Genomic DNA, 17,909 nt, shown 5'->3' on the forward strand with positions numbered 1-17,909 from the left:
TGGGCCCGAGGCGCCGGCGCGCGAGCCCCAGCCGGCCGCGCAGGCCGAACGGCCGCCCTCGCGCGCGGACCGCGTGCTTGCCCGCGCTTTCCTCGTCCATTAGCCTTCGGATTCGGCCCGCGGAATGACGCAAGACGCCAACAAGAAGCCGCTCGGACGCATCCTCCTCCAGCAAAGGGCGGTCACCCAGCCCCAGCTCGAACAAGCGCTCCTCGAGGCGCGCGCGAAGGGGGTCCCCCTCGCCACGAACCTCATCGAGAGCGGCACCGTCTCCGAGGTCGCTGCGCTGAAGGCCCTCTCCGAGCAGAGCGGCGTTCCCGGCATCGATCTCAACCAGGTCTGCATCAAGCTCAGCGACCTCTCGATCCTGCCGCGCGAGATCGCCGCCAAGCACAAGCTCCTGCCCGTGCTCGTCCGCGAGGATCGCATCCTCGTGGCCATGGCCGCGCCCGCCGACAAGAAGGTGATCGACGAGCTCGAGTTCGTGACGGGCAAGCGCGTCTTCCCGTACATCGCGCTCGCGGGCCCCCTCGTGCGGACCATCGCGGCCGCCTACGACATGAAGGAGCAGGGCGAGCCGTTCTTCGTCGGCGCCAGGTGCCCGCCCGAGGTGCTGAAGCGGGCCGGACTCGGCGCCGCGACGGCGTCGTCCGCGCCGGAGGCGCCGCCCGCGCCCGCGCCCGCTCCTGCGCAGCCTCCGCCGCGCCGGCCCGCGTCCGCCGTGCCGCCGTCGACGGTCGCCCAGGCCCCTGCCGCCCCTGCGCCGCCGCCCGCGCCCAGCGCCGCCCCGCCGGCGAAGCCCGCGCCGGAGCGCCCGCGCGACGACGCCGAGATCTCGTTCGCCGATCTGTCCGACGACCCGAGCCCGCCCGCTGCCCCGTCGCCGGCCCGCATCTCCTCGGCCGGGCCCCCGCTCGTCGTCGACGACGCCATGCGGAGGGCGGCGGCCGCCGACGAGCTGACGGACACCGATTTCGGCACCGCCGATCGCGATCTGTCCGTGGTCGAGTCGCTCCCGGGCGCAGGCAAGGCGCCGCAGGGCGATCAGACCACGATCCTCGTGGTCGACGACGAGCCGGAGATCCGGAAGCTGCTCCGCCGCATCTTCGAGGAGCGCGGGTACCGCGTCGAGGAGGCCGACCGCGGGCTCCTCGCGCTGCGCATGGTCAAGGAGAATCCGCCCGACGTGATGATCCTCGACGCCATGCTGCCCGAGGTGCACGGCTTCGACATCGCCCGCCGCATGAAGGGCACCCAGCGCTACGGCCACATCCCGATCATCATGATCTCGGCCGTCTACCGCGGGTGGCGGTTCGCGGAGGACCTGAAGTCGAGCTACGGCGTGGAGGCGTACATCGAGAAGCCCTTCCGCGTGGCCGACGTCGTCGCCGCCGTGGAGAACGCGCTCCAGGCGCGCTCGATCCGCGGCGATCAGGACCGGATTTCGGCCGAGGCAGAGCGCCTCCTCGCCGCGGGGATCGCGGCGTACCGCGCGGGCGATTTCGATAAAGCCGTGCGGCACCTGCGCGAGGGCACGGCCATCGATCCGCTCGCGTACCGGCTGCACTTCCACCTCGGCCTGCTCTACGGCAAGCAGGGGCAGCTCTACGACGCCATCCAGGAGCTGGAGACGGCGCTGCACATCAACGGCAAGCACTTCCCGGCCCTGAAGAACCTCGCGGTGCTCTACCAGAAGGCCGGGTTCCGCAACAAAGCCATCGAGACGTGGGAGCGCGCGCTGGGCGTCGCGCCCGATGACCCGACGCGGCAATCCATCAAGGAGCACCTGCTCGGGCTGCTCTGACCGTCTAGCCCATGTCGCCCGCGGCCAAGCTGTCGTAGACTGCGCCGATTCCACCGGCAGGCGCGTCCCTGGATGAAATTCATCTGCGATAACTGCAAGGCCAAGTACCAGATCGGCGACGAGAAGGTCGCCGGCAAGATGGTGCGGATGCAGTGCCGGCGATGCGGGCACCTCATTCAGGTGAGCGCGAGCGTCACCGAGAGCTCCGTGGCGCGGGCTCTCCCGGTCGAGCCGCCGCGCGCGACGGCCGACGACGCGCAGCTCGCCCCCCCGAGCGACGAGGCTCCGCCCGCCGGGCTCGGCGCGACGGTGGCCGACCCCGGTGCCGCGAGCGCGCCGAAGCCGCCGCCGGCGTCGTCGCGGGGCCAGGTCGCTGCGCCGGCGCCGCCCCGGCCGGCGTCGCAGGCCCTCCCGCGCCCGGGGGGCGCGCCTCGACCTCCGGTGGCCCCGCGCGCCGCGCCTGGGCCGGTGTCGGGCCCGCGCCCTGCGCCGGGGGCGCCGACGCCCGGCACGCCCGCGCCCGCCGCACCGCGGGCCGCGCAGCCCGCGCCTGCCGCGCCGCGGGCCGCCCAGCCCTCGGCCGCCGCGCCGCGGGCCGCCCAGCCCGCGCCTGCCGGTCCCGCTGCGCGGGCGGCGGAGCCCGCGCCGCCGGCGGGGGCCGCCAGCGTGTTCACGCGATCGATGTCCAACGACCGGCCGCTCGGGAAGGCGCCGGCCGTGCGCTCCACGGCGAGCGAGGACTGGTACGTCGGGGTCGGCGGGGTCCCGCTCGGCCCGGTGCGGCTCGCCGTCATCCGCGAGAAGGCGCTCGCCGGCGCGGTGGACGGCGACTCCCTCGTCTGGCGCGAGGGCTTCGACGAGTGGCTGCCCCTCAAGAACTTCCCGGAGCTGCTCGAGATCGTCACGCAGGCCCAGACGACCCGCGTGTCCGCGCCCGCGCGCCGCACCAGCAGCACGGGCTTCGCCGCCGTTCAGCCGCAGGTCCCTCCGCCGGCGAAGGCGCCCCCGTCGTCGAGGGTCCCCCCGCTCGCAGCGGCCGCGCCCGCGCGCGCGGCGGCGCTCGAGCCGGAGGCCCCCGGCCTGAGCGAGCGGTCCCCCGCGGTCGCCGGCGCGGTCGCCGCCTTCACCGCGGCGGGGACGCCGGCCGCGAGCGCGCCGGCGACGTCCGCCGCGAGCGCGCCGGCCGCGTGGCCCGACGCCTCGGGCGGCGCCGCGCGGGCCCACGCCGCGGGCCCCGCGCCGGTCGAGGTGCTGGCCGATCCGTTCGCGGCCAGGCCGGCGGCCGCCGCCGCGCCGAGAGCCGACCTGGCGCAGCCCGCCTCGGCCGACGTCGCTCGCGCTGCGGGCGGCCTGGCCCTGGGCGGCTCGCCGTCCGCGACGGCGCCGGCGGGCGGCGTGGCCGTGGGCGGCTCGCCGCCCCTGACGGCGGCGTCGGCCGGAGCGCTCTCCTCGGCGGAGCCTGCGCCCCTCGTGGCCACGCCCGCCAGCCTGGTGGAGACGGTCGCGCCGAGGCGGCGCTCGGGCATGAGCCCGCTCGCCTACGCCTTCATCGCCATGGCGGCGGCGTTCGGCGGCGTCTCCGCCTACGTCCTGCTGTCGCCCAAGCCGCAGACCACCGTGCAGGTCGTGACCGCGCCGCCGAGCAACCCGGTCGATCTCCCCACGGCCGCCCCGCCGCCGCCGCCCAGCGTCGAGCCGGAGGCGCCGCCGCCCGCCGAGGCGCCTTCTGCCAGGCCGGAGGCCGCCTCGCCCGGCAAGCCGGGCGCCGTGGCGAGCCAGCGCCCTCCGCCGGAAAAGCCGGTCGCCTCCGCGACCGGGGCGCAGCTCGACCGGTCCGGGTTCGGCGCCGGGGTCCCCGGCCCGACGTCGGGGCCGGGCAGCCAGGGCGCCGGCTCCAGCCTGACCCCGCTCTCCCAGGGGGAGATCGCCGGCGTCGTCGAGGCGAACCGGCCGAGCGTCCGGCGCCACTGCTGGCAGCCCGCCCTCGACGCGCGCGACCGCAACGCGTCCACCACCGCCCGCGTCTCGGCCTCGGTGGTCATCGGCGCCTCGGGCGCCGTCCAGTCCGTCTCGGCCGGCGGCTCGGAGAAGGACTACCCCGGCCTGGCGAGCTGCATCGCCTCGCGGATCAAGTCCTGGCGGTTTCCGCCCTCCTCGGGCTCCACGCCCGTGACCATCCCGTTCGTCTTCGCGGCCCAGTGAGCGCTCGCGGGGAGGGGAGGCCGCTCCGCCGGGGCGCTGCGCTTTACGTATGCCCGGGCAGGCGGTAATCGACGCGATCATGGCAGAGCGCAAAGTCCGAATCCTCGTGGCCAAGCCCGGCCTGGACGGCCACGACCGCGGCGCGAAGGTGGTCGCCCGGGCACTCCGCGACGCGGGCTTCGAGGTGGTCTACACGGGCCTGCACCAGACCCCCGACATGATCGCGTCCGCCGCCGTGCAGGAGGACGTCGACGCCGTGGGGCTGTCGATCATGTCCGGAGCGCACAACACCCTCTTCCCCGCCGTCATCGAGGCCCTCCGCAAGCACGGCGCCGAGGACATCGTCGTCTTCGGCGGGGGCATCATCCCGGACGAGGACGTCGCGCGCCTCCAGGACGCCGGCGTGAAGGGCGTCTTCACCCCCGGGACCACCCTGAAGAGCATCGTGGAGTGGGTCCAGACCCACGTGACCCCCCACGGCTGACCGCCGCGGCGGCGCGGCTCCCCACTCTCCCCCACCGCGCGGGTCCCCACTCTCCCCCACCGCGCGCCCCCACGCTCCCCCACCGAACGCTTCCCCACCGGCAGCCGGCTCGCTGAGCCCGCCCGGTCGCCGTCCACGGTCCCGCCTGCCGGCCCGCGAAATCGGTCGTCCAGGGCGGCGATCCGCCTCGCTTCCTTTCCGCCTTGCCAGCGTCCGCCAGAAGCGGTCGCGCTCACCTTCCAGCGGCTCCCCACTTCCTCCCACGGTCCCGGTTCAGCCGCTGGATCGCGAGAAAACGTGCTGTTTTGTGAAAGAACACCTTGTGGATAAATGACCTACATAGGTGCCGGTTGAGGTCCAGAAATCTCCCAAACTGTTGACACTCGGCACCTCCCTCCGTAGCGTGGCGGAGCTTCGTGGGAAGAAGTGGCAGAGAATGTCACGACGCGGTGAGCGCTCGTTGGGGCAACGCGTCGCCAAGCCCTCGGCAGGACAGGCCAGCCGGAGCTGGGGTCGATGAGCACGATGTTTCGCGGTCACTTCGAGCACGCGATCGACGCGAAGGGGCGCACGAGCCTCCCTTCGCGCTTTCGGGACGTGCTCGCGGCCGCGAACGACCTGCGCATGGTCATCACCCCCGCCCTCTTCGACCCCTGCCTACACGCGTACCCGATGAAGGCCTGGGAGGAGCTGGAGGCTAAAATTGCAGCGCTGCCGCAATTCGATTCCAACGTGGTCGCGTTCCGGCGCCGCTACCTGTCCGCGGCCGTCGAGTGCGACCTCGACAAGCAGGGCCGGATCCTCATCCCGCCGTCGCTCCGCGAGCACGCGAGCCTCACGAAGGACGTCCTGTGGGCGGGGATGGGACAGACGATCGAGCTCTGGTCGAAGGAGCGGTGGAAGGCCGCCCAGCAGATGAGCGAGGTCGAGCTTCAGAGCTTCAAGACAGCAATCGCGGAGCAGTTCCGCCTATGAACGTCGTCAATGTAGTCCCCATGCACCTGCCCCCTCCGCCACCGCGGCCGCGCGGCGAGCAGCACGTCTCCGTCCTCGGCCGCGAGGTGATCGCCGCCCTCGCGCCCGTCAGCCAGGGCGTCTACGTCGACGCGACGCTCGGCGCCGGCGGCCACACCGAGGCGATCCTCGACACGCCCGGCAGCCGGGTCATCGGGATCGATCGCGACGAGCGCGCCCTCGCCATCGCGCGCGCCCGGCTCGCCCGGATGGGGGACCGGGTGACCTACGTTCACGGCGAGTTCTCCGAGATCGAGCGGCACCTCGCCGCCCTCGGCGTCCCGCAGGTGGACGGGCTCGTGGCCGACATCGGCGTGAGCTCCATGCAGCTCGACGACCCGGCCCGCGGCATGAGCTTCCGCGCCGAGGGGCCGCTCGACATGCGGATGGACCGGAGCCGCGGCGAGACGGCGCTCGAGCTCATCGAGCGGCTCAGCGACGAGGAGCTCGCGGACCTCATTTACCGCTACGGCGAGGAGCGCCGCAGCCGGCGGGTCGCCCGCTGTATCAAGCAGGCGGCCGAGGGCGGCGAGCTCGCGACGACGCTCGACCTCAGGCGCGCCGTGGTGCGCGCGGTCGGGCCGGCGCGCATCGGCGGCGTCGATCCGGCGACGCGCACGTTCCAGGCGCTGCGCATCGCCGTGAACGGAGAGCTCGACGAGCTCGAGGCGCTGCTCGAGGCGGCGCCCAGGATCGTCGCGCCCGGCGGCGTGCTCGCGGTGATCTCGTTCCACTCGCTCGAGGACCGCATCGTCAAGCGCGCGCTGCGCGAGCCGGAGGTCTGGCAGCCGCTCACCAAGAAGCCGGTGACCGCGGGCGACGAGGAGATCGAAGGCAACCCGCGGGCCCGCAGCGCGAAGCTCCGCGCCGCGCGGCGCGTCTCCGGCCCTGAGGCGCTCGCGTGACGCAGCAGCGCCCGTTCCTCGTGCTGTGGACGCTCGCGGTGGCCGCGACCGTGGCGGCGTTCGTCGTGCACCTCGCCCTGCGCGGGCGCACGGTCGACCTCGGCTACCGGCTCGGCCGGGCGCGCGCCGAGCAGGCGCGGCTGCGCGAGGTCAAGCGGGTGCTGTCGCTCGAGGCGGCCAGCTACGAGACGCCGCAGCGCGTGGAGATGGTCGCCCGCTCGCTGCTCGGCATGACGCCGCCGCCGCCCGAGCGGGTCTTCCCGGTGCGGGGCTACGCGGCGCCGCCGGAGCGCGATCCGACGAGCGGCGAGGCCGGCAGCGCGCCGCCGAGCGGGGGTCAGCCGGAATGAAGAACCTCGATCCGCGGCGCGCGCGGTGGATCCGCATCCGCATGGGGCTGCTCTGCGGCCTCATGGCGCTCGGCCTGGGCGGCGTCGTGTCCGGCGCCTACCGGATCGAGGTCGAGGACGGCGACGCCTGGTACGACCTCGCCGAGCGGCAGCGCCAGCGGCGGCTCCACATCACGCCGAAGCGCGGCACCATCTACGACCGGAACGGCGCGCCGCTCGCGGAGAGCGTGGAGGTGCCCAGCGTCTCCGTCGACGCGGTCGAGATGCTCCGCGGCGTCGACGAGCAGTACATCCCGATGCGGATCCAGCAGTACGCCGAGCGCATCGCGCAGGCGCTCTCGCTGCCGGTCGAGGACGTCGTGGAGAAGCTCAGCCGGCGGCGCCGCTTCGCCTGGCTCAAGCGCCGCATCTCCGAGCAGGAGGTCGAGAACGTCCGCGCGCTCGGCGACCGGACGCAGCGCTACCCGGTGCGCGGGCTCGTGATCGAGGGTGAGGGGCGCCGCTTCTACCCGAACCGCGAGCTCGCCGGCCCGCTGCTCGGCTTCGTCGCCACCGACGGCGAGGGCAAGGAGGGGCTCGAGCTCAGCATGGAGCACGAGCTCCGCGGCAACGCGGCGGAGGTGCGCGGGCTCCGCGATCGATCGGGCCGGCTCATCTTCTCGGAGGGGATCGCGGACGAGCAGGCGCTCGCCGGGCACGACGTCCACCTCACGATCGACAAGGGCATCCAGTTCACCGCCGAGCGCGAGCTCGAGGCGGCGATGAAGACCTACGAGGCGATCGGCGGCTCGATCGTGGTCGTCGACCCCGAGAGCGGCGAGATCCTCGCGATGGCGAGCGCCCCGGGGTTCAACCCGAACGACTACTCGCAGAGCGATCCCGGGGCCCGGCGCAACCGCTGCGTGGTCGATCGCTTCGAGCCCGGCTCCACGATGAAGGTGTTCGCCATCGCGAGCGCGCTCGCGGCGAAGAGCGTCTCCCCGAGCGCGACCATCTACTGCGAGGAGGGGAACATGGCGATCGACAACGTCGTGATCCACGACACGCACGTGCACAAGTGGCTGACGCTGCCGCAGATCCTCGGCCAGTCGTCCAACATCGGCACGGCGAAGATCGCGCTCGGGCTCGGCGAGCAACGGCTCTACGAGGGCCTCCGCCGGTTCGGCTTCGGCGACCTCACCGGCGTGCCGCTGCCGGGCGAGTCCGTGGGCGTGCTGCGGCCGCGCGGCCGCCCCTGGGTCCAGGTCGAGACGGCGGCCGCCTCGTTCGGGCAGGGGATCAGCGTGACGACGCTCCAGCTCGCCATGGCCATGGCGTCGGTCGCCAACCGCGGTCGGCTGCTCGAGCCCATCCTGATCAAGCGGATCACCGACGGCACCGGCGTCACGCTGTCCGAGACGTCGCCGCGCGTGCGCCGCGACGCGGTGCCCGCGTCGATCGCGCGGATGATGTCGGAGATGCTCGTCGCGGTGACGGAGGGCAACGGGACCGGCGTCGAGGCGAGCATCCCGGGCTTCCGCGTCGCGGGGAAGACGGGCACGGCGCAGAAGATCGATCCGGCGACGGGCAGGTACACCGACACCCACTACGTGGCGTCGTTCGTCGGCTTCGTCCCGGCCGAGCGGCCGCGGCTCGCCATCGCCGTGGTGCTCGATGAGCCGCTGGGCGGCACGTACGGCGGCGGCTCGGTCGCGGCGCCCGTCTTCCGGCGGGTCGGCGAGATGGCGCTGCGCTACCTGGGCGTTACCCCGCGCGGGAGCGTGCCGATGAAGCTGTCGGAGGTCGCCGAGCAGTCGGGCGAGGACATCGCGGCGAACACCTACCAGGTCCTGAACGAGGCGCGCGCCGCGGCGGCGCCGATCGCGACGGGGGTGGTCACGCCGTCGGCGCCGCTCAAGACGGGGGAGCTGCGCGTCCCCGATCTCACCGGCCTGCCGCAGCGCGAGGCGGTGAGGAGCGCCGCGGCGCTCGGGCTCGATCCGAGCGTCGAGGGCACGGGGAAGCTCACGCGCCAGGAGCCCCCGGCCGGGACCGTGCTGCCCAAGGGATCGCCCCTGAAGCTGATCTTCGAGCCCCCCACATGACGCCGCGCGACCCCAAGGAGGCCGGCGTGGCCGAGGTCGAGCTCGCGCTCCGCCTCGGCGACGTGCTGCGCGAGATCCCGGGCGCCGCGCTGTCCCCCGCGGACGCGGCGGAGCTGCTCGTGACCGGCGTGCGCCTCGACTCGCGGAAGGTGGAGCCGGGGGACATCTTCGTGGCGCGCGCGGGCGCGCACGCGCACGGCGAGCGCTTCATCCCCGAGGCCGTCGCGCGCGGCGCGCGGGCGGTCATCCTCGCGCGCGGGAGCGCCGCCGACACGCTCGGCGCCGCCCGCGTCGAGGTGCCCGACGTGCCGCTCGCGCTCGCCCTGGCCGCCGCGGCGGTCTACCGGCACCCGACCTTCACGCTCGACGTCGTCGGCATCACCGGCACGAACGGCAAGACGACGACGGCCCATCTCGTGCAGGCCTGCATCGATCGGTGCGGCGGCCGGGCCGGGATCGTGGGGACGCTCGGCTACCGCTTCGGCGATCTCGACGTCCACGCCTCGCACACGAGCCCCGAGGCGGACGAGCTCGCGCGCGTCGCCGCGGCGATGGTCGGCCGCGGCGCGACGCACCTCGTGATGGAGGTCTCGTCGATCGCGCTCGCCGCGAAGCGCGTCGACGCGGTCCGCTTCCGGACCGCCGTCTTCACGAACCTCACCCAGGATCACCTCGATTACCACGGCACGATGGAGGCGTACGCCGAGGCGAAGGCGCGCCTGTTCGTGGATCTCGGCCCCGGCGCCGCGGCGATCAACGTCGACGATCCCTTCGGGCGGGAGCTCGTCCAGCGGATCGCCCCGGGCGGGCTCTCGCGCCCGGTCGCGTCGACGCTCGCGCGCTACTCGACCGAGGTGGGCGCCGGCCCGGACGCGGCGGAGATCGCGCCCGTCGAGCTCGTCCACGAGGCGCGCGGCATCTTCCTCCGCGCCCGCACGCCCGCCGGCGAGGTCACCATCCGGTCCCACCTGCTCGGCGCGCACAACGCGTCGAACCTGCTGGCCGCCCTCGCCGTGGCGTACCTGCTCGGGTTCGACGTCGGCGACGCCGCGGCGGCGCTCTCGTCGCCGATCCAGGTCGCCGGCCGCCTGGAGCGCTGCGATGCCCCGGGCGTCGACGACGTGATCGTGCTCGTCGATTACGCCCACACGCCGGACGCGCTCGCCCGCGTGCTCGCGAGCGTCCGCGCCCTCGGCGGCGGGCGCGTCCACTGCGTGTTCGGGTGCGGCGGCGACCGCGATCCGCTGAAGCGGCCGCGGATGGGCGAGGCGGTCGGCCTCGGCGCCGACGTCGCCATCGTGACCAACGACAACCCGCGCAGCGAGGATCCGCGCGCGATCGCCGACGCCATCCTGCCGGGCCTCGCCGCCGGGCGCGCGCGCGTCGTCGTGGAGCTCGATCGCGCGCGTGCCATCGAGCGCGCGGTGCAGGACGCCGAGCCCGGGGACCTGGTCCTCATCGCGGGCAAGGGCCACGAGCCGTACCAGATCATCGGCGGCGTCACGCTGCCGTTCGACGATCGCGACGAGGCGCGCCGCGCACTCGCCGCCCGCCGCGCTCGCGCAGAGGCCGAGCGGCAGCCGCGCGGAGGTGCGGGATGATCTACGAGCTCTTCTACCCGCTCAAGTTCCACTACAGCTGGCTGAGCTGGCTCAACGTCCTGCGCTACATCCCGTTCCGCACGATCATGGCGACGATCACCGCCATGGTGCTGACGTTCCTGCTCGCGCCGTGGTTCATCCGCGAGCTGCGGCGCAAGCAGATCGGGCAGGTGGTCCGCGCCGAGGGGCCGGAGACGCACAAGATCAAGGCGGGCACGCCGACGATGGGCGGCGCGCTCATCCTGCTGTCGCTGCTGCTCCCCACCGTGCTGTGGGCCGACCTCCGGAACCCGTTCGTCCTCGCGACGACGGCGGTGACCGCGGGCTACGGCGTCATCGGCTACCTGGACGACTTCCTCAAGATCAAGCGGCGGAACAGCGGCGGCCTGCCGGGCCGTTACAAGCTCATCGGCCAGGTGCTCATCGGCGGCGCGGCCGTGGCCTACACGTTCTTGCTCGCGTCCAAGCTCCCGCCGGACTGGGCGGAGATCAGGACGCGGCTCGCGATCCCGTTCCTCGCGTTCTCGAAGTACCACATCGAGCTGCCGCTCTACGCCTACGTCCCGTTCGCCGTCTTCGTCGTGGTGGCGACGTCGAACGCCGTGAACCTCACCGACGGCCTCGACGGGCTCGCGATCGGCCCGGTGATCATCAACGCGGGGACGTACCTCATCCTCGCGTACATCGTCGGCGCCTCCATCGCGAACTTCTCGCTCGCGGCCTACCTCGACATCCCCGCGATCGCGTCGGCCGGCGAGCTGTCGGTGTACTGCGGCTCGGTCATCGGCGCGGGGATCGGCTTCCTCTGGTACAACACGTACCCCGCGCAGGTCTTCATGGGAGACGTCGGGTCGCTCGCCCTCGGGGGCGGGCTCGGGATGCTCGCCGTCTTCACCAAGAACGAGCTCCTCTCGATCATCCTCGGGGGGATCTTCTTCATCGAGACGGTCAGCGTCATCACGCAGGTCCTCTCGTTCAAGCTCACCGGCAAGCGCGTCTTCTTGATGGCGCCGATCCACCACCACTACGAGAAGAAGGGGTGGGCGGAGCCCAAGATCATCGTGCGCTTCTGGATCATCTCCATCCTCCTGGCGCTGGTCTCCCTGGCGTCGATGAAGCTGCGGTGAGGGCATGATGGACGTCCGCGGGCGAACAGTGATCGTCGTCGGGCTCGGGCGGAGCGGCGTCGCGGCCGCGCGCCTCCTCCTGGAGCGCGGCGCGCGCGTGATCGCGAACGACGGCGCGCCGCGCGAGCGGCTCTCCGCCGCCGCCGCGTCCCTCGAGGCGGAGGGCGCCGTCCTCGCGCCGGGCGGGCACGATCCGGCGCTGTTCGACGGCGCCGACCTCGTGGTCGTCTCGCCGGGCGTGCCGTCGTTCACCGCGCTCGACGCCGTCGAGCGCTCCGGGCGCGAGGTCATCGGCGAGCTCGAGCTCGCGTCGCGCTTCGTGTCGGCGCCGATCGTGCTCGTCGGCGGGACCAACGGCAAGAGCACGACGACGGCGCTCACGGGCGCGATGCTCGAGCGCGCCGGCCTCCGCACCTTCGTCGGCGGCAACTTCGGGACCCCGCTCGCCGAGGTCGTCGGGGAGGCGTGGGACGCCCTCGTCCTCGAGATCTCGAGCTTCCAGGCGGAGCGCGTCCCGACCCTGCACGCCCGCGCGCACGCCCTGCTGAACATCACCGACGATCACCTCGATCGGTACCCGAGCTTCGCGGCGTACGCGGACGCGAAGGGCAACCCGTTCGAGCGGATGACGCCGGAGGACGTCGCGGTCGTGCCCTTCGGCGACGAGCTCGTCGCCCGCCAGGCGGCGCGCGGGCGCGCCCGCGTGGTGACGTTCAGCGGGCGCGACGCCCGCGCCGACGTGAGCGCCTCGGGCGGCGCGATCGTCGATCGCGTCGCCGGCGCGAGCTACCCGCTGGAGCGCGTCCGCCTCACGGGCGCGCACAACCTCGCGAACGCCTGCGCCTCCGTCGCGCTGGCCGCCGCGCTCGGCGCCCCTCCGGCGGCGATCGCCGACGCGCTCGCGCGCTTCGAGGGGCTCCCGCACCGGACCGTGCTCGTCGCCGACGTCGAGGGGGTCCGCTACTACGACGACTCGAAGGGGACCAACGTCGGGGCCTCGGTCGCCGCGCTCTCCGGCCTGCGCGAGGCGAAGGCGGTGCTGATCGCGGGCGGGCGCGACAAGCTCGGCGACTACGGGCCGCTCGTGGCCGCGCTGCGCGAGCGCGGGCGCGCCCTCGTCGTCCTCGGCGAGGCCGCGGACCGCATCGCCGCCGCGGCGGGGGGCGCCCTGCCGATCGCGCGGGCGGGCTCGATGGACGAGGCGGTCCGCGCCGCGCGCTCGCTCGCCCGGCCGGGCGACGCGGTGCTGCTCAGCCCCGCGTGCTCCAGCTTCGACATGTTCCGCGACTACAAGGACCGCGGCGACGCCTTCGTCCGCGCGGTCCGCGCGCTGGAGCGCGCCGCCGGCGGGGCCGCCGGGGAGGTGGCGTCGTGATGTGGAGCGGCAAGCTCGGCGCGGGCGAAGGCGCGCCCAAGAACCGGCACATCGGCCCCGCGGAGCAGGAGAAGGCGGCGCCCGGCGCGGCCCTCGCGGCCGCCGAGGCCTTCTGGAAGGGGTCGAGCCCCTCGGGGCCCGTCGACGCCCTGCTCGCGGCCGTCGTCACCGCGCTCATCGGCTTCGGCGTGGTGATGGTCTACAGCGCGAGCGCCGTCGAGGCGACCGTGCGCTACAAGGACGCGCAGTTCTTCCTCAAGCGCCAGGCCGTCTACGCGGTCCTCGCGATCGCGACGATGTGGATCACGAGCCGCGTCGATTACCGCCGGATCAAGGTCCTCACGTACCCGGTGCTCATCGCCGTGACCGCGATGCTCGTCGCCTGCGTGGCGGGGCTCGGCCACAAGGCGGGCAACGCGTACCGGTGGCTCGCGCTCGGCCCGGTCAACGTGCAGCCGGCCGAGGTGGCGAAGCTCGGCATCGTCATCTGGCTCGCCTACTCGCTCTCCAAGAAGGCCGACCGCATCAAGTCGTTCTCCGTCGGCTTCCTCCCGCACCTCATCGTGGTCGGGCTCCTGATGCTCCTCTGCCTCAAGCAGCCCGACTTCGGCAGCGCCGTCGTGCTGCTCTTCCTGACCTTCACGCTGCTGTTCGTCGCGGGCGCGCGCGTCCCGTACATCGCCGCGTTCTCCATGCTGCTGGCGCTCGCCGGCGCCGCGCTCGTGCGCTTCAGCGGCTACCGCTACGCGCGCTACCTCGCGTGGATCGACATGGACAACAACCGCGCCGACCTGGCGTACCAGCCGTTCCAGTCGGTCATGAGCTTCGGCTCCGGCGGGGTCTTCGGCCTCGGGCTCGGGCGGGGGCTGCAGGTGCTCTACCTGCCGGAGGCGCACACCGATTTCGTGTCCGCGATCGTCGGCGAGGAGCTCGGCTTCGTCGGCATCGTCGGCCTCTGCGCGGCGTACCTCGTCATCGTCTCGCGGGGCGTGAAGATCGCCCTCGAAGCCGACGACGACTACGGCAGCTTCATGGCGTTCGGCATCGCGACGCTCTTCGGCGTGCAGGCGATGACGAACCTCGCCGTCGCGATGGCGATCCTCCCGACGAAGGGGCTCACGCTGCCGTTCCTCAGCTACGGCGGCTCGTCGCTGCTCGTGAACGCCGCGGCCGCGGGCATCCTGCTCAGCATCAGCCGCGCGCGGACCCCGGTGGCGCTCGCGAAGGGCGGCGCGGCGGGCGCTTCGCCCGTCCCGAACGCGCCGAGCGCGTCCGCCGTGATCGCCACCTCGGCGGAGGGGGGCGGCGCATGGTGACCGTCCTGATCGCCGGAGGCGGCACCGGCGGCCACGTCTTCCCGATGGTCGCCGTGGGCGACGCGGTCCGCGCCGCCGCGCGCGACGAAGAGGCGCGCGTCGTCTACGTCGGCACCGCGCGCGGCATCGAGGTGCGCGTCATGCGCGAGCGCGGCGACGCCCTCGAGCTGCTCCACGTCCTGCCGCTCCGCGGGGGCGGGCTCTCCGGCTTCGTGCGCGGCGCCGCCCGCGCGGGCCGCGTCCTCCCGGAGGCGAGGCGGCTCGTCGAGCGGCTCGACGCCCGCGTCGTCCTCTCGCTCGGCGGGTACGCCGGCGGCCCGGTCTCCCTCGCGGCCCGCTCGCTCGGCGTGCCGGTCGCGATCCTGGAGCCGAACAGCGTCCTCGGGCTGTCGAACCGGCTCCTCTCGCCCATCGTCGACCGCGCGTACGTCGCCTTCCCGGAGGCGGCGCGCGCGCTGCGCCCGAGCACGGTGCGCCTCTTCGGCGTCCCGCTCCGGCGCGCCTTCGCCCGCGCGCCGTACGCGCCGCGCGAGGGCGAGCTCCGCCTGCTCGTGCTCGGCGGCAGCCAGGGCGCGCTCGCCCTGAACGACGTCGTCCCGCGCGCGATCGCGCAGGGCCGCGAGCGCGGCGTCGCCCTCGAGGTCGTGCACCAGACGGGCAGGGACCGCGAGGCCGCGGTCCGGTCGCTCTACGCCGAGCTCGGCCTCGCGGGGCGCGCGCGCGTCGTCCCGTTCATCGACGACGTGGCCGAGGCGCTCGCCGCGGCCGACGTCGTGATCGCCCGCGCGGGCGCGTCGACGCTGGCCGAGCTCTGCGCCGTCGGGCGCCCGTCGATCCTGATCCCTTACCCGTTCGCGGCCGACGATCACCAGCTGAAGAACGCGCAGTCCCTCGACCGGGCCTCCGCCGCGGTCGCGATCGCCCAGGCCGACGCCACCGAGGCGCGCCTCGCCGGCGAGATCGCCCGGCTCGCGGCCGCGCCCGCGCTCCGCGCCCGCATGGCGGACGCCGCGGCGGCCCTCGCCGCGCCGGACGCCGCGGCGCGCGTCGCCGCCGATCTGCTCGAGCTCGCGCGAGCTCCGCGCCACCGCGCGCTGCGCTTGCCCGCCCCCTTCGGCCGCGCGGCGCGCGGCGGGGAGGCGCCGCGCCGCGCCGTGATGAAAGAGGCCGCGCCGGTCGGTGCTGCCCTCGGTCGGGAGGAGGCAGGCTGATGTTCCGCGGTCGGGTTCGCCACGTTCACTTCGTCGGCATCGGGGGCGTCGGGATGAGCGGCCTCGCCGAGATCCTGCGCTCGCTCGAGTTCGAGGTCTCCGGCTCGGACCTCAAGGAGAGCTCGACCACGCGGCGGCTCACGTCGCTCGGCGTCCGGATCGACATCGGCCACCGCGCCGAGAACGTCTGCGGCGTCGACGTCGTCGTGTACTCGAGCGCCATCCGGCCCGACAACCCCGAGCTCACCGAGGCGCGCGCGCTCGGGATCCCGGCGATCGGGCGCGCGGAGATGCTCGCCGAGCTGATGCGCGTGAAGTACGGCGTCGCGATCGCGGGCTCGCACGGCAAGACCACCACGACCTCCCTCGTCGCCACGGTCCTGCGCGCCGCCGGCCTCGATCCCACCGTCGTCGTCGGCGGCAAGATGGCGGCGCTCGGCACGAACGCGCGGCTCGGCGCCGGCGACCTGCTCGTCGCCGAGGCCGACGAGAGCGACGGCTCGTTCCTGCGGCTCACCCCGACGATCGCGGTCGTCACCAACATCGACCCCGAGCACCTCGATCACTACGGCACGCACGAGCGCATCAAGGACGCCTTCGTCGAGTTCGCCGCGCGCGTGCCGTTCTACGGGCTGGCCGTGCTCTGCCTCGACCACCCGCACGTCCAGGATCTGCTCCCGCGCATCCCGCGCCGCCACGTCACGTACGGCGTCTCGCCGCAGTCGGACTACTCGGCGCGCGGCATCCAGTTCCGCGGCCTGGAGACGAGCTTCAACGCGTACCGCCGGGGCGAGCCGCTCGGCGGGTTCACGGTGAGGATGCCCGGCGCGCACAACGTCCTGAACTGCCTCGCCACGATCGCGGTCGCGGACGAGCTCGAGGTGCCGCTCGACGTCACGAAGCAGGCGCTCGCCACGTTCGGCGGCGTCGCGCGCCGCTTCACCGTCGTCGGCGCGATCGGCGGCGTCACGCTCGTCGACGACTACGGCCACCACCCGGCCGAGATCCGCGCCACCATCGACGCGGCACGGCGCGCGTTCCCCGGCGAGGACCACCGCGTCGTCGTGGCCTTCCAGCCGCACCGGCACACCCGCACGCGCGACCTCTTCGACGAGTTCACGCGCGCCTTCAACCAGGCCGACGTGCTGCTCGTCACGGACATCTACGCCGCGGGCGAGGCGCCGATCCCCGGCGTCACCGCCGAGCGGCTCGTCCAGTCGATCCGGGAGCACGGCCACCACGACGCGCGCTACGTCGCGGACAAGGCCGACCTCGCGGAGGCGCTCGAGCAGATCGTCCGGCCGGGCGACGTGGTCATCGCGCTCGGCGCCGGCGACGTGAACGCCTGCGTGCGGGAGCTCAAGGCGCGCCTCGAGGCGAAGGCGCCGCACGAGGGCAGCCCATGACCGAGCGCCCGAGCGCCCCGCCGCCGAACCGCCGTCGCGCGTCGACGGTGCCCCCGGCGCCGCCTGGCCGGGCGGCGCCCGCGCGCGGCTCGAAGCCGGAGCCCGTGGCCGCGGCGCCGGCGCCGAAGAACGAGCGCGTGCGGCCGGCGACCCCGTCGTCGCACGAGTCGCCGGCCCCGCCCGCGACGAGCGTCTCCGTGCGCCCGCCGCGCCCTCCGCCTTCGGGCGGCCCGCCCACCGGGGCGCGCCCGGCGCGGCCGATCTCGCGCCACCTCCGCGCGCTCCAGCTGCTCGCGGGCGCCGCCGTCGTGCTCATCGCCTCGACCGCGGTCGCGTGGGGCGCGCGCCGCTACATCGTGTCGAGCCCGCGCTTCGCCGTGCGCACGGTGCTCGTCGACGGCGCGCAGCGCCGCTCCGCCGAGCAGATCGCGAGCTCCGGCGGCATCGAGGTCGGCAAGAACATCTTCACGCTCGACCTCGAGCTCGCCAGCGCATCGATTTCCACCGATCCCTGGATCGAGAAGGCGACGGTCACCCGCACGCTCCCCTCGACGGTCCACGTCAGCGTCGTCGAGCGGGAGGCGCAGGCCCTCGTCGCGATCGGCGGCGATCTCTACCTCGCGACGCGCGACGGGGAGCTCTTCAAAGAGCTCGCCGAGGACGACCCGTTCGATCTCCCGATCGTCACGGGGATCACCGGCGAGCAGGTGGCGCGCGATCGCGCCGGTGTCATCATCGCGGTCCGGCGCTTGCTCGACGTCGTCGAGGACATGGAGCGCGCCGGCGTCGCCCGCCGCTATCCGATCCAGGAGCTCCACGTCGAGCGGGACGGGTCGGTCGTCATCACCATCGGCAAGGAGGGGATCGCGCTCCACCTCGGGCAGCCGCCGTACCGCGACAAGGTCGGCCAGGCGGCGCGGGTGCTCACCGAGCTCGCCCAGCGGAAGGCGAGCGCGTCGGTGATCTTCCTGGACAACGACGCGCACCCCGAGCGCGTCGTGGTGAGGATGAGATGACCGCCGTCGCGCCC

General features: G+C 74.1%; 14 protein-coding genes. All 14 read left to right on the forward strand.

Going from position 1 to position 17,909, the window contains the following annotated elements; genetic code table 11:
* Positions 1 to 124 precede the first annotated feature (124 nt).
* The 14 genes from NQZ70_RS10655 to NQZ70_RS10720 all read left to right on the forward strand — a co-directional run bounded on the left by NQZ70_RS10655 (position 125) and on the right by NQZ70_RS10720 (position 17,895).
* Positions 125 to 1,804: a response regulator gene (locus NQZ70_RS10655; RefSeq protein WP_129574122.1), complete on the forward strand. Its 1,680-nt coding sequence runs from the start codon at positions 125 to 127 to the stop codon at positions 1,802 to 1,804.
* Between the two features lie 72 nt (positions 1,805 to 1,876).
* Positions 1,877 to 4,006: a GYF domain-containing protein gene (locus NQZ70_RS10660; RefSeq protein WP_272828192.1), complete on the forward strand. Its 2,130-nt coding sequence runs from the start codon at positions 1,877 to 1,879 to the stop codon at positions 4,004 to 4,006.
* Positions 4,007 to 4,085: 79 nt separating this feature from the next.
* Entirely contained in the window at positions 4,086 to 4,490 is a 405-nt protein-coding gene (locus NQZ70_RS10665) for a cobalamin B12-binding domain-containing protein (RefSeq protein ID WP_129574124.1), read from the forward strand.
* A gap of 516 nt (positions 4,491 to 5,006) precedes the next feature.
* A complete protein-coding gene (gene mraZ, locus NQZ70_RS10670) occupies positions 5,007 to 5,465 on the forward strand; it encodes a division/cell wall cluster transcriptional repressor MraZ (protein WP_129574125.1) in 459 nt (152 codons plus the stop codon).
* Positions 5,462 to 6,409: a 16S rRNA (cytosine(1402)-N(4))-methyltransferase RsmH gene (rsmH, locus tag NQZ70_RS10675; protein WP_129574126.1), complete on the forward strand. Its 948-nt coding sequence runs from the start codon at positions 5,462 to 5,464 to the stop codon at positions 6,407 to 6,409. Before mraZ ends, rsmH begins: the two co-directional genes overlap by 4 nt.
* Entirely contained in the window at positions 6,406 to 6,759 is a 354-nt protein-coding gene (locus NQZ70_RS10680; protein ID WP_129574127.1) for a cell division protein FtsL, read from the forward strand. Before rsmH ends, NQZ70_RS10680 begins: the two co-directional genes overlap by 4 nt.
* On the forward strand, positions 6,756 to 8,843 hold the full coding sequence (locus tag NQZ70_RS10685; RefSeq protein ID WP_129574128.1) for a penicillin-binding protein: 2,088 nt from the start codon (positions 6,756 to 6,758) through the stop codon (positions 8,841 to 8,843). Before NQZ70_RS10680 ends, NQZ70_RS10685 begins: the two co-directional genes overlap by 4 nt.
* A complete protein-coding gene (locus NQZ70_RS10690) occupies positions 8,840 to 10,444 on the forward strand; it encodes a UDP-N-acetylmuramoyl-L-alanyl-D-glutamate--2,6-diaminopimelate ligase (RefSeq protein ID WP_129574129.1) in 1,605 nt (534 codons plus the stop codon). Before NQZ70_RS10685 ends, NQZ70_RS10690 begins: the two co-directional genes overlap by 4 nt.
* A complete protein-coding gene (gene mraY, locus NQZ70_RS10695) occupies positions 10,441 to 11,571 on the forward strand; it encodes a phospho-N-acetylmuramoyl-pentapeptide-transferase (RefSeq protein ID WP_020734079.1) in 1,131 nt (376 codons plus the stop codon). Before NQZ70_RS10690 ends, mraY begins: the two co-directional genes overlap by 4 nt.
* A gap of 4 nt (positions 11,572 to 11,575) precedes the next feature.
* Positions 11,576 to 12,946 carry a UDP-N-acetylmuramoyl-L-alanine--D-glutamate ligase gene (gene murD, locus NQZ70_RS10700; RefSeq protein ID WP_129574130.1) on the forward strand — a complete coding sequence of 457 codons (1,371 nt, stop codon included), beginning with the start codon at positions 11,576 to 11,578 and terminating at the stop codon, positions 12,944 to 12,946.
* On the forward strand, positions 12,946 to 14,262 hold the full coding sequence (gene ftsW, locus NQZ70_RS10705) for a putative lipid II flippase FtsW (protein ID WP_129574131.1): 1,317 nt from the start codon (positions 12,946 to 12,948) through the stop codon (positions 14,260 to 14,262). Before murD ends, ftsW begins: the two co-directional genes overlap by 1 nt.
* A complete protein-coding gene (murG, locus tag NQZ70_RS10710; protein WP_129574132.1) occupies positions 14,256 to 15,473 on the forward strand; it encodes an undecaprenyldiphospho-muramoylpentapeptide beta-N-acetylglucosaminyltransferase in 1,218 nt (405 codons plus the stop codon). The genes ftsW and murG overlap by 7 nt, the downstream gene beginning before the upstream one ends.
* A complete protein-coding gene (murC, locus tag NQZ70_RS10715; RefSeq protein WP_129574133.1) occupies positions 15,473 to 16,879 on the forward strand; it encodes a UDP-N-acetylmuramate--L-alanine ligase in 1,407 nt (468 codons plus the stop codon). The genes murG and murC overlap by 1 nt, the downstream gene beginning before the upstream one ends.
* Positions 16,876 to 17,895, forward strand: coding sequence for a cell division protein FtsQ/DivIB (locus NQZ70_RS10720; RefSeq protein ID WP_129574134.1), 1,020 nt, complete (start codon positions 16,876 to 16,878; stop codon positions 17,893 to 17,895). The genes murC and NQZ70_RS10720 overlap by 4 nt, the downstream gene beginning before the upstream one ends.
* The last annotated feature ends 14 nt before the right edge of the window (positions 17,896 to 17,909 follow it).

The sequence above is a fragment of the Sorangium sp. So ce836 genome, assembly GCF_028553905.1.
GTDB classification, from domain to species: Bacteria; Myxococcota_A; Polyangia; order Polyangiales; family Polyangiaceae; genus Sorangium; species Sorangium cellulosum_D.

Coding starts and splice junctions, on each gene's coding strand:
- NQZ70_RS10655 (WP_129574122.1), top strand. CDS start 125: ATGACGCAAGACGCCAACAAGAAGCCGCTCGGACGCATCCTCCTCCAG.
- NQZ70_RS10660 (WP_272828192.1), top strand. CDS start 1,877: ATGAAATTCATCTGCGATAACTGCAAGGCCAAGTACCAGATCGGCGAC.
- NQZ70_RS10665 (WP_129574124.1), top strand. CDS start 4,086: ATGGCAGAGCGCAAAGTCCGAATCCTCGTGGCCAAGCCCGGCCTGGAC.
- mraZ (WP_129574125.1), top strand. CDS start 5,007: ATGAGCACGATGTTTCGCGGTCACTTCGAGCACGCGATCGACGCGAAG.
- rsmH (WP_129574126.1), top strand. CDS start 5,462: ATGAACGTCGTCAATGTAGTCCCCATGCACCTGCCCCCTCCGCCACCG.
- NQZ70_RS10685 (WP_129574128.1), top strand. CDS start 6,756: ATGAAGAACCTCGATCCGCGGCGCGCGCGGTGGATCCGCATCCGCATG.
- NQZ70_RS10690 (WP_129574129.1), top strand. CDS start 8,840: ATGACGCCGCGCGACCCCAAGGAGGCCGGCGTGGCCGAGGTCGAGCTC.
- mraY (WP_020734079.1), top strand. CDS start 10,441: ATGATCTACGAGCTCTTCTACCCGCTCAAGTTCCACTACAGCTGGCTG.
- murD (WP_129574130.1), top strand. CDS start 11,576: ATGATGGACGTCCGCGGGCGAACAGTGATCGTCGTCGGGCTCGGGCGG.
- ftsW (WP_129574131.1), top strand. CDS start 12,946: ATGTGGAGCGGCAAGCTCGGCGCGGGCGAAGGCGCGCCCAAGAACCGG.
- murG (WP_129574132.1), top strand. CDS start 14,256: ATGGTGACCGTCCTGATCGCCGGAGGCGGCACCGGCGGCCACGTCTTC.
- murC (WP_129574133.1), top strand. CDS start 15,473: ATGTTCCGCGGTCGGGTTCGCCACGTTCACTTCGTCGGCATCGGGGGC.
- NQZ70_RS10720 (WP_129574134.1), top strand. CDS start 16,876: ATGACCGAGCGCCCGAGCGCCCCGCCGCCGAACCGCCGTCGCGCGTCG.